The sequence below is a fragment of the Sporomusa malonica genome (assembly GCF_900176355.1).
GTDB lineage: Bacteria > Bacillota > Negativicutes > Sporomusales > Sporomusaceae > Sporomusa > Sporomusa malonica.
The window spans coordinates 139,719-153,821 of sequence record NZ_FWXI01000011.1; the positions used below are offsets into that span (position 1 = coordinate 139,719).

The following is a 14,103-nucleotide window of genomic DNA, read 5'->3' on the forward strand; positions in this document are numbered from 1 at the left end:
TCAATTTGCAGTGTTTTTCTTAATCCTTTTAAAATGAAATATATTGCATCCTTAAAGCTCATTTTAGCGGTCCTTTAGATGAATTTCCTACAAGCAGCCAACCAGCCAGTAAAGCTGTAAATGGAGCGACAAGCACTACTCCAAGGCTGCCTACAAGTGTGTGTAGAACTTCCGCAGCAATGTAAGTCAAATTCAAAATGTTTATGACTGGAGTTCCTTGCGCTAAAAATACCATCATTAATGCTGTAAATGATCCTGAGTAAGCTAACAGTAATGTTGTTGTCATCGTTCCCACCACCGCCCGGCCTACGTTCATGCCTGATGCAATGGCTTCTTTGCGGGTAATGTCTGGTTTTTTTTCTACTAACTCTGCAACCGATACCGCAATATCCACCGCCACATCCATCATTGCGCCTGAGGAGGCCAAGAATATTCCAGCTAAAAATACTTTTGTCAGGTCGATTTGACTAAAACCGACATGGAGCAGAGTCTCCGCATAGGGAACCACCGCACCGTGTACTTTGAACAGTTTCCCGAAGACAACTGCCATAATGCACGCCCCAATTGCGCCGCTCATCGTACCAAGAAAAGCGGCAAGCCCTTTCCTCGTAATCCCGGTAACAAGAAAGGTAACGCAGGCAACGATTGCGCACACAGCTAAGAGAGAAATGATGATTGGGTCCCAGCCTTTCAAAAACAGTGGCCAAAGCACTTTCCATAGTACTAAAATCGTAAAAACAAATGATAAGAGGGCTTTCACACCCGTCCACCTGGCATACCAAAACAGGAAAAGCGCAAACAGACCAAACAAAACCGCCTCGACATCAAGACGGTAATGGTCAATAAGATTGGCAACTTCGATGCGCCCTTGTTGACCTTTTATTACCACTAAAGCAGTATCGCCGGCTTGAAAAATCTTATCAAGTTCAAGTTTCCCCAGCAAAGGATTGGTGGTTTCGATTTGTTGACCTTGAAACGGCCCGTTAACCACTTCTAGCTTTACTACCTGTACTCCGGTTTTGACTACACCTCGCTGGTGGACATTTGCATTATCAATCAACAGTACTTTTGCTTTGCTGCGGACGTAGCCATCATCTTGATCTGGAAAGCCTGTGGGAAGAAAGTACAGGAAGATAGAAAGGAGTAAGACCAATAAAACAAAGGTTTTATCTCGCCGAGTTTGATGTAACATGCTAAGTTTTCCTTTCTGGCCTATATAAAGATATAGAGTAGGAGAATTCTCCCACTCTATATTAGCAAGTTGTGAGATATGCTAATGACTCTATTGCTGGAATTTTACATCCATAATGCTCATCATTTTTTTCGCGACATCGGTATTGTCATAGTACCCCTGGAAGATTTCACCACCAATACCTTGAGCGAATACAGGAACTGCTACCCCGGTATGAGCGTAAGTTGTCCAGCCGATGCCGGCTTTTTGGTTCAGAATATGGGTTACTGTCATGGAAAATGGCTCATAGCCACCATACAGGAGATAGGTTTGTTCATCTTTGGCGCGCTTTTTCGGGTCCAGCATACTTTGGGCAAGAGCCTCAGACAAACGTTGTTTATCATACGCGGTTAATTCGGTTAGGCCGAAGTTATTAGCAAGACTTGGCAGCCAATCTTGCAAGTTTCCGCCGGTTTCACCAACAGTTGTGCGATAAGCTTTAACTTGCTTATCAAATTCTTCGAAAGATAGGGTTTGTTTGCTGATTTTACTAACGAAAGTTTCATACTTGGTACCGGAAAAACCTATAGACATACCGCCGGTCTCATGGTCACCGGTAACAACAATAAGGGTCTCATTAGGATGCTTGGCGTAAAATTTGAGTGCCTCGGCAATGGCATTATCAAATGCCATTACATCACGGACGGTTGTTGCCGCGTCATTTGCATGGCAAGCCCAGTCGACTTTACCGCCTTCGACCATCATAAAGAAGCCATTGGGATTGTCAAGCAATTCGATACCTTTGCTGGTAAAGTCGGCAAGCGACAATTGGTTGGTGCGGTCAATTTCATATTGCATAGCCTCATCTTTTGCGAGACCGGGCTGAATAGCAATTACTTTACCGTCTTTTTTGCTGAGGCTCATAATTTCGTCCTGACTGTTAACTACTTTATAGCCTTTTTGCTTGGCAATCTCTAAAGCGTCCGGACGATCTTTCTTCTTACCGGTAGGCGCTAACAGGCCGCCACCAGCAAAATAGTCGAAACCGCTATCGCTGATAGCCAGAGCAATTTCGTAGAAGTTATTGCGGCTAGGCTCATGGGCATAGAATACGGCGGGAGTTGCATGGTCGATAGACACACTGGAAACAATGCCGACTTTCATGCCTTTTTCTTTGGCCATTTCAGCCATGGATTTGTACTTGATTTTATTTGTCGGGTCTACAGCTAAAACATCGTTAGCCGTTTTGTGCCCGGATGCCAGAGCGGTGCCGGCAGCTGCAGAATCAGTGATGAAGCTATTGGTCGCGTGCGTTGTCTGCATTCCTTGATAAGGGAAAACAGTAAAATTCAGTTTATCCTTGTACATTGGTTCGCTGCTGTTAAGAGTGCCTTTAAAAATTTCAGTAGAATTAATTTGTGGCATGGCCATACCATCACCGATGAAATAAAAGACGTACTTTGCTTTCTTCCCGTAATAACCATTTTCTTCTCCCGCAATAGCTACTGGCTGCTGCGGAACGGCAGCAGTTAGCATTGCGACAATGAAAGCGCCAACAACCGCGGCCATTAAAAACCAATTTTTCTTACTGATCAATAATAACGCCTCCTTAATAAATTGAGTATGTACAATATTATTATGAAGGGTAGAGTTAAATTAATTGTTAACATACTGTTAATTTTGGCTTAATTTGGTAACAGGTGCATTAGAAAAGTGAGTAGTTATACTGAATACATAGAAGACCCACAGGTAACAGACAGAATGGTAGATAGATCATTTTTGCTGGGCTTTTTGGCCAATGATCTTAGCAGTGCTCAGAAGCGATACCGGGAATACATAGGGCTGTCTGAATTGCAGCAACCACCATGTCATTACAGATTATCGTGGTACGATTAGCTCAATAGTTGGGGTTGAACGCAAAAAGATGTCGCTGGAAGAATGCAGAGCCTTTGTTGCAAAGCACATTCACCAAATACATCACGAGCAGACCGGAGGAAGGGGAAAGGAAAACTCTGAGAGAAATCGATTAGTAAAAGAACTCCGGTGTAACTCCAATTTATCTTTGAAAGAAATCGGGAAGTTAGTAGAGTTGGGTGAATCCAGAGTTAGCCGGATAATAAAATCGGCAGAAAAGTAGCAAGCAAGAACCGTCACGGGCAATACGGGCAATATTCAATGTAACAGTATTTATTGTATTTTTGGCTTTTAAAATTGGGAGGTAAGATTGAAAAATGCTCTCCTGATTTAACATCATGGAGAGCATTTTTCGCAGGATAAGACAAGCTGCCGTAATGCCTACTGAATTGCCTGCGGAAAGGAAAAAACATTCATTGGATCGTACTGTCTGCCAATTTGCTGAAGCCTGCACGCATTTCCGCCATAGTATTCTTCTTCATAGTTTGCTAAGCAGTTGTAAGGAAAATTGATATAAGAACCCACCGTGAGTTGTTTTAAACACTGAAATCTTTCATTTAGCCAGCATCTGTTGACAGATGCATATCTGTCCTCCTCCCACACGGACTGAACTCCCATGATATAAGCAGCATCTCTGTAATAAAAAGCCGTACACTTTTTGTCAATTTCATTGATTTTCCCTCCGAGTGCGTAAACACTCACTGCGGTATAAACTGAGCCATCTGCTCTCTGACGGATCAATTCAACTATCGCTTCTATTTCTTCCATACTGTATTTCCTGTTTACAAATCTGCCGGTAGATTGAAACTTCTCCGAATCGGGATATGCATCCTGAATCTTCTGCACGGCTTCAAGAAATGTCACTTCCTGAAGGCTCAAGGTTGCACCGCCCAGTTCAAAGGGCTTCAGGATTTGAGCAGCTTCTGCGGCAGAACCGTAGAACAGGCCTTTCCCGTAAATGCCCATGCCATCTTCGGCAGAATTATACATGCTCACATTAATCGTCATCCTTTGATCCAAACTGACCAGCCATTCCTGCCAGATATCCAAAAAACACGCCATTGTAGCTGGGGCAGCATTCAAATACTCCAGTTCAACGAGCGTCACCCGTGTAACTTTAGGCGGCAGTTGAAACGTCATGGAGGTCACTACGCCAAAATTGCCCCCGCCTGCCCCTCTGCAAGCCCAAAATAGGTCGGGATTATAGTTATCATCAGCCTTGCAAAGGTTTCCCTGATAATCAACCATTTCTAATGCTGTCAGGCTATCGCATCCCAGTCCCATATACCGGCTGGAATATCCCCATCCGCCGCCCAGAGTGTATCCGGCAACTCCAACAGTAGGGCAGGTTCCTCCGGGGAAAGGATATCCTCTTGCGCCTAAATAATCGTAAATTTCACGATTTTTGATACCACTCTGCACAAAAACAGAGCCGTTGGACTCATCAAGTTCGATTCGTTTCATATAACTGACATCTATGACCAGAACGCCAGTGCCAACCGAATATCCCTGATAGTGGTGTCCCCTGGATCGGATTCGAATTCCGATGCCATGGCGTCTTGCCCAACAAATTGCATTCTGAATATCTTTAACAGCGTAACAATAAACAATTATAATGGGGAATTTTTGAATAGCTCTGTTCCATTCCTGCCTTGCTTGCTCATATTCTTTACTATAAGGAGTAACAACCTTACCGGTTAAACCATCTAAGCTTAATTTCATTTCCATCACCAACTACTCTAAAAATTCTACTGAATGCTATATAATATGACTGTTCCGCATTTTGTTACATACGAATAAATACTCTATCCAATACTTGGGTAAGGGCGGTGGAAATAAGCTGCAATTCGTGATAAGCAAGGACTTAGATTGAAGAGTTGACTTATTTTAATCTCGGCATATATAGCAAGCAAGAACCGTCCCTGGCAATACGTGCGTCAGTTTTTGTGCCTGCATTCACCGGGACTTCCTTCGTCCTTTTGAGAATTTAACTGAATCGACTTTTTATAAGAGAATTTTTGAGTAGCTTCGCTGGAGTTTTGGCAATATGGTATAATTTACAAGAAACTTCAAAAAAGTGCAGTACGGTTAATATGAAAAGGGAGAGTGCGGATATGTTTGCGATTTTTACAACTATTGCCGGAAAAACTAGCAAGAGAGCATATGTTACTTTATTGTTATTATTGGCAATTGTTTCTTTTACGACTGTAGTCGGTAATAATGCCGAAGCAAGTTCAGCTGACGCCGATAAGCTCTACATTATCAAACAAGATGACAAATACGGATATATTGACAGGGATGGAAATGTTGTCATTAAGCCAATTTATCTAAACGCCAAGGATTTTGCAGAAGGTGTGGCGCCTGTGAAGATCCAGGAGGGTACCTGGAGCATTCTCAATACAAAAGGGGAAATAATTGGCACCTGGAAATATGTAGACGAAATTAATGCATTCTCGGAAGGTTTAGCTGTGGTGAGAAAGGGAGCAAAATATGGATATATAAATAAAAAGCAACTGGTAATTCCGGTTAAATTCGATAATGCTTACGGGTTTTCTGAAGGCATGGCGGTTGTTGCAATACGGGAAGGAAATACTTTGGCGGAGAGATTGAATGCAAAATACGGCTATATTGATAAAAACGGAAATGTAGTAATTGATTTTCAATACCGGGCCGCAGGAAACTTCAAGGAAGGGGTCGCGCCTGTTTCTTCTACAACCGGCTTTGGCTGGGGCTACATAGATAAAACCGGTCAATATGTGATTGAACCCAATTACTTCGCGGCTAAAGAATTTTCGGAGGGGCTTGCTCCAGTCTCAGTGGGGCCGGGAAAGACTGGTTTCATTAGTCATGAAGGAAAGTTCGTTATTCCTCCCCAATATAGTTGGGCGAGTGGTTTCTCGGAAGGAATTGCCTGTGTGAAAAGCGGGGAAAAAATAGAAATTAATTCTTCCCATATTAAAGTAGTCGAAATAGGGAAATATGGCTATATTGACAAAGCGGGAGAATTTGTTATTAAGCCAATCTTTAATTATGCGGAGAGTTTTAGAGGCGATTTAGCGCGTGTCTATGATCAGACATTAGGATTTGGAGATGACAAATACCAGGGAATCAGTTTCGGTTATATTGATAAAAACGGAAAGATCAAGTGGCAATTGACGCGGTAGGGTGGTCAACAAATGACTCAAGAGCCGTCCCCGTGAGTCCATAAAAAGAAACCAGGACCGCATTTCAATGTGCAGACCTGATTTCTTTTAAAAATTGTTAAACATTAATACGATTAATGTTTTAATACACTTAATACTAAGCCAGCTAGGCCTATTGCAATAATAATTGACCAGTAAAATCGAGTGTTTATTTTTTCGATTATATCAAGAGAACTTCTCTTGTCATCTGTAGATCGTGTAAGTTCTGAATCCAGTCTTGTTTCTATAGACTTTGTAGTACTGCTTAATGCAGCCACCTCTTCTGTTAACGTATCAACTTTTCTGTCTAGATTTACAAGCATTGTTGATAATACAATTTGCGTTGTCTGATTTTCTTTCAGAAGGGCGGAATAAACGTCATTCAACTTATACGAAACATCGGGATCTGTTGACTTTTCATAGAAATGTCTTGTTGCTGTCTCCATCCAATCACCTGCCTACATAAAGTTCTACTGTAATATATGAGCAATTATGTTAAGGGGTGAAAGAGTAAGGGTCGTATATAGCAAGCAAGAACCGTCCCAGGCAACTAAACTGCATGAACAGCTCATCCGGTCTCACCAGACAGGCCTTTGACCGCCTGAGCGAAAAGGTATTGAAAAACATAGAAACATTTTTAAAACTAGTCGACTGAAAAGAACCGTACTTTTAGAGTCATTTCTGCTAGAAAACAAAAAAAGGAATTAGGAGCCTCTCCTTTTGCTATTTGGCTTTTAATTCCAATTGGAGGCTAATAATCCTGATTTTTACAGTTTGCGCTACATCCTACCTGGTAGTATACTGACTGCGGGAGGTGGCAGTATGCTTCAAAATCAGGAGGTGGCTGTCGGTCTCACTCACTTAGCCGATTCACTCTGTGAAAAGTGCCCGATGAGCGAGGCATGTGGCGATGCGCCGGTATGCGGTGATGTACGATTATTAAAACAGGCGGTGGCACTGCTAAGTAATAATGATTAGGTTTTTGCACCTGTTGAGGTGCTTTTTTCTTGGCTTAGCGACGTGTTAAGGGGACGGGGGTGCTAACAAGAACAGATTGATATTATGCGTAACCAGTCAGGCGACGTATTGGATTGGTATGATCAATTTCAATTGAAGGTTTACCATCCATGGGCTTTTGAGGCGTATATTGATCTTAAAATAAAGTGTGAATAACTTACAGTCGAAAATCCTGCAATTTATTGAAATATTGCAGGATTTTTGTGTTTTTTTGGGAATGTATTGGATATAGTGCGCAGTGGGGGCTTGTGAAATCATTAAAAAGCTTCCCTGAAATATTGATTTTTCGTAGAACTTTCTTGATGAAAATGCTGGAGGTTTTTGCTATGGCTATGCCAACATATAAAGACATTATGCTGCCTTTTTTACAGCGCTTGGCCGATGGTAAGGTACATTCGCTAAAAGAGCTTCACCAGGTATTAGCAGACGAAATGCAACTGGATGAGGAGGAACGAACCCGGCAATTGCCGTCTGGTTCGCAATCTATCTTTTATAATCGTCTTGGTTGGGCGAGAACGTATTTAAAGAAAGCGTTGCTCATTGAAGCGATAGCATCCGGACAGTTTCGGATCACAGAACGGGGGCGGACCTTGCTGTTGCAAAAACCTCCTCGGATTGATAAATATTTATTGAGCCAGTTTACTGAGTTTCGGGAATTTAAGCAACAAGCTAGGCCTAAGGATGATCTTGCGGTACCCGTGGATGAGAGTAATGAAAATGACAAAACACCACGGGAAATGCTTCATAACTATTATCAGGAACTGAGAACCGCTTTAGCCGATGAACTATTACAACAAATTGCCGATCAGTCACCGAAATTTTTCGAGCACTTAGTCCTAGATTTGCTACTCAAAATGGGCTACGGCGGTTCACGGGAAGATGCTGCCCAGGTAGTCGGCAAGTCTGGTGATGAAGGGATCGATGGAATTATAAAAGAAGATCGCTTAGGCCTAGACGTCATTTATGTGCAGGCTAAACGGTGGAAGAATTCTGTCGGGAGCCCCGATATTCAAGGATTTATCGGTGCGTTGCAACTGAAGGGTGCCCATAAAGGAATCTTTATTACCACTTCAAATTTTACTGCGGCAGCTCGCGATGTAGCTAGCAGAATAGGTAACCGGATTGTATTAATGGACGGAATTCAGTTGGCGCAACTGATGATTGACTATGGGGTGGGCGTGGCAACTGAGACTACATACGAGATTAAACGGATCGATTCGGATTATTTTGTGGAAGGGTAGAAGGTATAGACAACAATCAAGTCTATCAGGATTTGGCTTGAATTTTAGAGTTGGTAGTATAGAGCCTATGGGGTCAGAAATTGACTTATTGACGAATATTCATTAATTTGAGCGAGAAACTGGATAAGTCAATAAAATCAAATAAGCCAAGCCTGACCCCTGAATTCCTGACCCCTGAATTCCCTGGCGGTCAATTTAAAGAGGATAGCAGGCCTGCTATCCTCTTAATCAAGCGTGTTTTATGATATTTTAACCAATGTTATTTTAAAACGCTGTTCCAATCCTACAGCAGTGTGGATAAGTCTTTAGAAATAGGATTTAATCAGTGGTTTCGGACCGTCCGTGATTGTCTTCCTGATTGTCTTCTTAACGTTGTTGCAAAAGCATGGGAAACAGTAGAACCGTCCCGTTGTATCCTAGTGGCTATGAGCTAGCGGACAAGCTGGCGGGAGAAGTATTAAAACAAGCATAAGGTAAAATGTTGACCTATAGGAAAAACCCTGAAAAAACTATATTTCTGAGTTTTTTAAGAAGAAAGTAGGGAGCACAAGGGTTTTTGAAAAAGATACCAATTGTCCGTGATTTTGGGTATAATATAAGGAGTAGAATACCTTGGAGGTGTAAGCAGTGACATTAGCAGATAAACTGTTACAGGACTTTAAGGAATTGCCTGACGAAAAAAAACGTCAAGTCATTGATTTTGTAGAGTTTTTACGTGCCAAGCAGCAGCAAGAATTAGAACAAATGATGGACTCTGTAATTGCCGAAAACAAAGAGGCTTTTCTAGAGTTGGCTAAGTAATGCGTACACTATCATTATCAGATATAATTCTATTGCACCGTAAGCTTATAGACCAAACTGGTGGTGCTCATGGCGTAAGGGATATGGGCTTACTTGAGAGTGCTTTGAACCGTGCACATGCCAGCTTTGACGGTGAAGATTTTTATACTACAGTTGAGTCCAAAATTGCAGCTATTACTTATGGGCTTGTTAATAATCATAGCTTTATTGATGGCAACAAGCGGATTGGTATTGCCGCTATGCTGCTGTTGTTACGCATTAATGGCTATTGTTTGAACTATAGTCAAGATGAATTGATATGGCTAGGGCTGGGTATTGCCGCTGGGTCTCTAAGTGAGACTGAGATAATTCAATGGATTCGACGGCATCAAGTAGTTTAGGTGTAGGGCGAGGCGAATGCCATTTATGAAACTCAAAGGCTTTCCGTACTACTTATAACTATACGATAACGTCTGAACAGCAGTTGTTACAACTCTAATAGTGGCTCTGTAAATGGCAAAACAAAATGCATCCCTTATATTTTTTTTGGATGCCATTACTAATAGCAAAATCAAAATCCAGCAATTTATTGAAATATTGCAGGATTTTTTTTGTTTTTTGGAATGAATTGGATATACTGCGCAGCAGGAGAACGAACCAAGTTCTGCGTGACGAAGAAGGCCTTGCCGCCTCGGACGGGGCAGGGGGTCAGGAACCCTGTCCCTAAAAGCACGATTTATATGTAAGTCTTCTTGATGTTCACAGTCACCTAATTAATAGCCGGATAAAGCTATCAGTTCCGGTCTTTGAAAGTTACAATTTCACGACAAGCAGTGTTTTATGCTCTTTTAATATTAACCAATAAATTGTGCGGTATCAGCTACCTGCCATACACCCTTTATTCGCCCATCACCATTAATCTTCCATGTGTGAGAAAAACGCACAAACTTAGTGGAATTATCTTTATTGCTTTTAAATGTGTAGAATCCCAAAACAGTAACTACATCCCCTCCGTCAATGAAAGTTTCTGGCATAGCGCCAAAACTGTTAAATTGGTTGCGAAGTTTTGAATAAAAAGATCCAAATATTTCAGCCATTCCGTTATAAACTCCACCATAGGGAAATCCAGGGGATACATTCCAGACCGGATCATCCGCAAGTATTTTAGCAATAGCCTCTTTATCACTCGCTTTTAAAGCCTTATAAAGATTTTTTACTTGCTTCACAATTTGCGTGTCCTTTTCACAATGATCGAAAAAGATACAAGTTTCCATGATAATCCTCCATAGCCATAATCTATATATTTGTTGCAGCAAAAACAATTATTTATGATAAATTTTTGCCGCATTCTTATTATTATCTATTTTATTATTTCCTTCAAATCATATTTGTCATAAAATTAATCTATATAATGAATAAATAACAGAGGTCTATTATGGATATTGAGCAATTAAAAAACTTCTTAATTCTAGCAAAACTTCTCCATTTTTCTAAAGCAGCAGAAGAAATTTGCTTATCACAATCTTCTCTTTCCAAACAAATTGATAAGCTCGAACAAGAGTGTAATGTAAAGTTTTTTGATAGAACAACTCGCATCGTCAGGTTAACGCCAGCAGGAAAAGAATTTTGCAAATATGCAAAGAATATCGTTGATGAGGTAGATAAAGCAAAAAAACAGATGCGAGAATACACAGAAATGGAGCAAGGAATTATTGTTCTTGGCTCATTTCCCATAATTAGTCACCTTGGATTAACTTCACTCATTGCAGACTTTCACAAAGCTTATCCTAATATTGAACTAAAGTTAAGAGAAGCGGAGAGCAAAACATTATTACAGTTAGGCAAAGACAGAGAAGTAGATGCAGCATTCATCCCTATCGGAAACCACACTGATGATGATTCTTTTTTTGATTTTTATCCGTTAATAGAAGACAAGTTGATGCTAATGACCTGTAAATTTCATCCGTTGGGAAATAGCCATGTAATAAGCCTCTCTGAAGCGTCGCAAGAAAAATTTATCTTTATGACACGTAATACTTTCGCCCATGATATTTGCATTAGTGCCTGCAAGAGTGCTGGGTTTGAACCTAAAATAGTTCATGAAAGCAATAACTGGGATATGATTTCCGGATTAGTTGGAGCTGACTTAGGCATTTCGTTAGTAACATCACAGGTCGCAAATGCTATTTCAGAACGCCATAATACAGAATTTATTCGACTAAAAGAAAACGTCAATGTTACTATAGCATTAGCCATACCGAAAGACGTTAATACTGTACGAAGTGTAAATGCGTTTAAAAATTTCGTATTGGACTGGACAAAATTGGCGCACACACAGCGTGGCACAGGTTTGGCCTAACTGTATTAGTAACTGTTAATACGTTAAACAATGTGTGTAAGTAGAAGTAACCGTTTTATTAGAGTGAGTTCTCTTTAATCCTGGTGCGTAGCTGCTTAATTCATTTAACTGTCAGGCTTTTTTTATGGCTAAATTTTACATTTATTTTTCAGTACATGACACGGATGCTACTACTACCCCATATAAAAGGGGCTGTCGCACTAAAAAATGGAACCTATAGAATGGACACTTAATAAAAAGAGTCTATGCTATAAGTTCTTTTTTTATATAATGTATAAAGATGGAGGGCTGCCATATTGAAGATTGCAATAGCTCCAAGATTATAAATTAGATAAATTAAAAATTGATATTTTAGGGGTGAGAGACGTGAAGATAAGAGAAGAGTACACCTGCCCATTAGAACTTGCACATGACATTACGAGGGGTAAATGGAAACCAATTATATTATGGCAGTTGCGGCTAGGTAATACATCACTTACAAACCTTGAAAGGAATATACAAAGTATTAATCAAAAAATGCTTATAGAACAATTAAAAGAACTTATGGAATTTGGGATGATAGACAAAAGAGTTTTTGAGGGTTACCCGCTAAAAGTTGAATATTTTTTAACAGACCGTGGAAAAAGGATGATTGAAGCTATTACTATTCTCCAACATATAGGGATTGAGCTTATGCAAGAGAATGGAATGGAAGAGGCGTTAAGAGAAAAAGGTTTTATAGAATAATGGGGTAAGATACTTACAAAAAAGTGTGTAATTTACTGCCAAATAGTAAAATGTTAATCTTATCCTAGTAGAATGACGGCAAGTAATTGTACAAGGAGGATATTGACATGAGAGATGTAGAGAAAACAATAGGTAATTTAATTGACAAAGTTGATGTATCTTTTGTAGGCTCGATCGACAGTGAAGGATTCCCAAATCAGAAAGCAATGCTTCCACCGCGAAAAAGGGAAGGAATTAAGTTTATTTATTTCACTACTAATACTTCGTCTATGAGGGTGAGTCAGTATAAAGAAAACCCAAAAGCATGTGTATATTTCTGTGATAAACGTTTTTTTAAAGGTGTAATGCTTAAGGGAACTATGGAAGTACTTGAAGATAGCGATTCAAAAGAAATGATTTGGCGTGAGGGCGATACAATGTATTATCCTTTAGGTGTAACGGATCCCGACTATTGCGTTTTAAAATTTGCAGCACATAAAGGGCGTTTTTATAGTAATTATAGATCTGAGGATTTTGATGTATAACAATTGCAGCACCATCGGCTCCAGCGCCAGACCAACCCCGTCCCCGTGACAGCTCCCTGGCAGCTTAACACTGTCAAACTGGGGGTTGACTTCTACTTCAATAAAACGCGGGGACAGGTGTGCGCCACGAAAACGGATGGTGTGAAACACACCATCCGTTGAGCTTAGTTAGAGATGGAGGAGGGCCCTCCGAAGCCGCCATACAGGTGGACAAAATCCATGGTAGTGAGCGTTATGGAAAAGGTAAGACGAAGATCTTATCAGGTAAGTGCCAATGGAGACGAATAACACTGAACCGCTGAAGAAGTATCGAAACGTGCAAATGTCATCAAAACCGGGAGAACCTGTTGGCTCGGGATAAATTTGGAAGAAACCTGTTTACTGACCAGATGGTGGCCGGTATAAAGGCGGCGTGAACGTGGAGGGGTGTCAGAGGGACGGGGTTATTGACAGTTAATTCTAAAATAAAAACTTGTCAACAACTCCGTCCCCTCGACATCGCTTGACATCGTCCCCTTGACATCACCCGGATGTTGTACGATAGAGCGAACATCCGCTAACATGCAGCAGCAAAAGTTGACAAGAAGGGACTGTCCCTGATTGTCTTCTTAACGTTGTTGCTAAAGCATAGGAAACAGTAGAACCGTCCCGCTGTATCCTATGCAATGCAGGGGCTTAGCTCGGGGAATTTCTGTTAAAGCCTCCCTTAAAGACTAATTTTTTGTAGTAATCCTGACGAATTGCTGGAGTTTTTATTATGACTATGCCGACATATGAAATTAAAGAATCGATACAGATTATTTTGTGGAAGGGTAGAAGGCTTAGCCAGTAATAAAGTAGGCTTATGCTGACAACTGCATTTGGTCAAGGTAAAAGAATGTCAATAACCCCGTCCCCTGTAAGATGTAGTACAGAAGGGTTATCCATTCTGGGGCAGAAAAACTCCGAACAATCAGTTTTATGTATAATTAGGAAGAAGGATATGAATGTCCCTGTCCCAGGGAAGAATTTTTCTATACCCATGACATTAGACGATTCATCCATTTCCAAAGAATTTACGTTTTAGCTGGTTGGGAGCTTATTCCCGCTTCACGTGCAAGGTTGTAATCTTTGATATTGGAATGGATAATCCTTCAATATATTTCTTGGAGGCCCGTTATGATAACTAATCGTCCAGTTATTGGTATTG

General features: G+C 40.8%; 13 protein-coding genes. 8 read left to right on the forward strand and 5 right to left on the reverse strand.

Annotation, left to right across the window (positions count from 1 at the left end; translation table 11 throughout):
- Positions 1-58 precede the first annotated feature (58 nt).
- The 3 genes from B9A22_RS14040 to B9A22_RS14050 all read right to left on the reverse strand — a co-directional run bounded on the left by B9A22_RS14040 (position 59) and on the right by B9A22_RS14050 (position 4,807).
- Positions 59-1,192, reverse strand: a complete 1,134-nt coding sequence (locus B9A22_RS14040) for a YibE/F family protein (protein ID WP_084576358.1) — start codon at positions 1,190-1,192, stop codon at positions 59-61.
- Between the two features lie 90 nt (positions 1,193-1,282).
- Positions 1,283-2,767 carry an alkaline phosphatase gene (locus B9A22_RS14045; protein ID WP_245823994.1) on the reverse strand — a complete coding sequence of 495 codons (1,485 nt, stop codon included), beginning with the start codon at positions 2,765-2,767 and terminating at the stop codon, positions 1,283-1,285.
- Between the two features lie 699 nt (positions 2,768-3,466).
- Entirely contained in the window at positions 3,467-4,807 is a 1,341-nt protein-coding gene (locus B9A22_RS14050) for an FAD-binding oxidoreductase (RefSeq protein ID WP_217805959.1), read from the reverse strand.
- A 317-nt stretch (positions 4,808-5,124) separates the two neighbouring features.
- Between B9A22_RS14050 and B9A22_RS14055 the strand changes: the two genes are divergently transcribed.
- Positions 5,125-6,249, forward strand: coding sequence for a WG repeat-containing protein (locus tag B9A22_RS14055; protein ID WP_139796255.1), 1,125 nt, complete (start codon positions 5,125-5,127; stop codon positions 6,247-6,249).
- Between the two features lie 113 nt (positions 6,250-6,362).
- On the opposite strand, the gene B9A22_RS14060 is transcribed toward B9A22_RS14055, so the two are convergent.
- Positions 6,363-6,713 carry a hypothetical protein gene (locus B9A22_RS14060; RefSeq protein ID WP_084576363.1) on the reverse strand — a complete coding sequence of 117 codons (351 nt, stop codon included), beginning with the start codon at positions 6,711-6,713 and terminating at the stop codon, positions 6,363-6,365.
- 376 nt (positions 6,714-7,089) lie between these two features.
- Between B9A22_RS14060 and B9A22_RS25470 the strand changes: the two genes are divergently transcribed.
- The 4 genes from B9A22_RS25470 (at position 7,090) to B9A22_RS14075 (ending at position 9,706) form a co-directional block, all read left to right on the forward strand.
- A complete protein-coding gene (locus B9A22_RS25470) occupies positions 7,090-7,245 on the forward strand; it encodes a hypothetical protein (protein ID WP_176215521.1) in 156 nt (51 codons plus the stop codon).
- Between the two features lie 365 nt (positions 7,246-7,610).
- Complete coding sequence (locus B9A22_RS14065; RefSeq protein ID WP_084576365.1) at positions 7,611-8,525, forward strand: restriction endonuclease; 915 nt, start codon at positions 7,611-7,613, stop codon at positions 8,523-8,525.
- A 627-nt stretch (positions 8,526-9,152) separates the two neighbouring features.
- Positions 9,153-9,326, forward strand: coding sequence for a DUF2281 domain-containing protein (locus B9A22_RS14070; protein WP_084576367.1), 174 nt, complete (start codon positions 9,153-9,155; stop codon positions 9,324-9,326).
- Positions 9,326-9,706, forward strand: coding sequence for a type II toxin-antitoxin system death-on-curing family toxin (locus B9A22_RS14075; RefSeq protein WP_084576368.1), 381 nt, complete (start codon positions 9,326-9,328; stop codon positions 9,704-9,706). The genes B9A22_RS14070 and B9A22_RS14075 overlap by 1 nt, the downstream gene beginning before the upstream one ends.
- A 453-nt stretch (positions 9,707-10,159) precedes the next feature.
- On the opposite strand, the gene B9A22_RS14080 is transcribed toward B9A22_RS14075, so the two are convergent.
- Complete coding sequence (locus B9A22_RS14080) at positions 10,160-10,579, reverse strand: nuclear transport factor 2 family protein (RefSeq protein ID WP_084576370.1); 420 nt, start codon at positions 10,577-10,579, stop codon at positions 10,160-10,162.
- A gap of 161 nt (positions 10,580-10,740) precedes the next feature.
- Here B9A22_RS14080 and B9A22_RS14085 point away from each other — a divergent pair, with 161 nt between their 5' ends.
- From B9A22_RS14085 to B9A22_RS14095, 3 genes are all read left to right on the forward strand, one after another.
- Positions 10,741-11,664, forward strand: coding sequence for a LysR family transcriptional regulator (locus B9A22_RS14085; protein ID WP_084576372.1), 924 nt, complete (start codon positions 10,741-10,743; stop codon positions 11,662-11,664).
- Positions 11,665-12,030: 366 nt separating this feature from the next.
- Positions 12,031-12,390, forward strand: a complete 360-nt coding sequence (locus B9A22_RS14090; protein ID WP_084576374.1) for a winged helix-turn-helix transcriptional regulator — start codon at positions 12,031-12,033, stop codon at positions 12,388-12,390.
- A gap of 107 nt (positions 12,391-12,497) precedes the next feature.
- The gene (locus B9A22_RS14095) at positions 12,498-12,914 is read left to right on the forward strand and encodes a pyridoxamine 5'-phosphate oxidase family protein (RefSeq protein WP_084576376.1); all 417 of its coding nucleotides are present in this window, start codon (positions 12,498-12,500) and stop codon (positions 12,912-12,914) included.
- Positions 12,915-14,103: the final 1,189 nt, after the last annotated feature.

Excerpts from the sequence above, each read along its gene's own strand:
- B9A22_RS14040 (WP_084576358.1), bottom strand. The coding sequence starts at position 1,192 with ATGTTACATCAAACTCGGCGAGATAAAACCTTTGTTTTATTGGTCTTA.
- B9A22_RS14050 (WP_217805959.1), bottom strand. The coding sequence starts at position 4,807 with ATGAAATTAAGCTTAGATGGTTTAACCGGTAAGGTTGTTACTCCTTAT.
- B9A22_RS14060 (WP_084576363.1), bottom strand. The coding sequence starts at position 6,713 with ATGGAGACAGCAACAAGACATTTCTATGAAAAGTCAACAGATCCCGAT.
- B9A22_RS25470 (WP_176215521.1), top strand. The coding sequence starts at position 7,090 with ATGCTTCAAAATCAGGAGGTGGCTGTCGGTCTCACTCACTTAGCCGAT.
- B9A22_RS14065 (WP_084576365.1), top strand. The coding sequence starts at position 7,611 with ATGGCTATGCCAACATATAAAGACATTATGCTGCCTTTTTTACAGCGC.
- B9A22_RS14075 (WP_084576368.1), top strand. The coding sequence starts at position 9,326 with ATGCGTACACTATCATTATCAGATATAATTCTATTGCACCGTAAGCTT.
- B9A22_RS14080 (WP_084576370.1), bottom strand. The coding sequence starts at position 10,579 with ATGGAAACTTGTATCTTTTTCGATCATTGTGAAAAGGACACGCAAATT.
- B9A22_RS14085 (WP_084576372.1), top strand. The coding sequence starts at position 10,741 with ATGGATATTGAGCAATTAAAAAACTTCTTAATTCTAGCAAAACTTCTC.
- B9A22_RS14095 (WP_084576376.1), top strand. The coding sequence starts at position 12,498 with ATGAGAGATGTAGAGAAAACAATAGGTAATTTAATTGACAAAGTTGAT.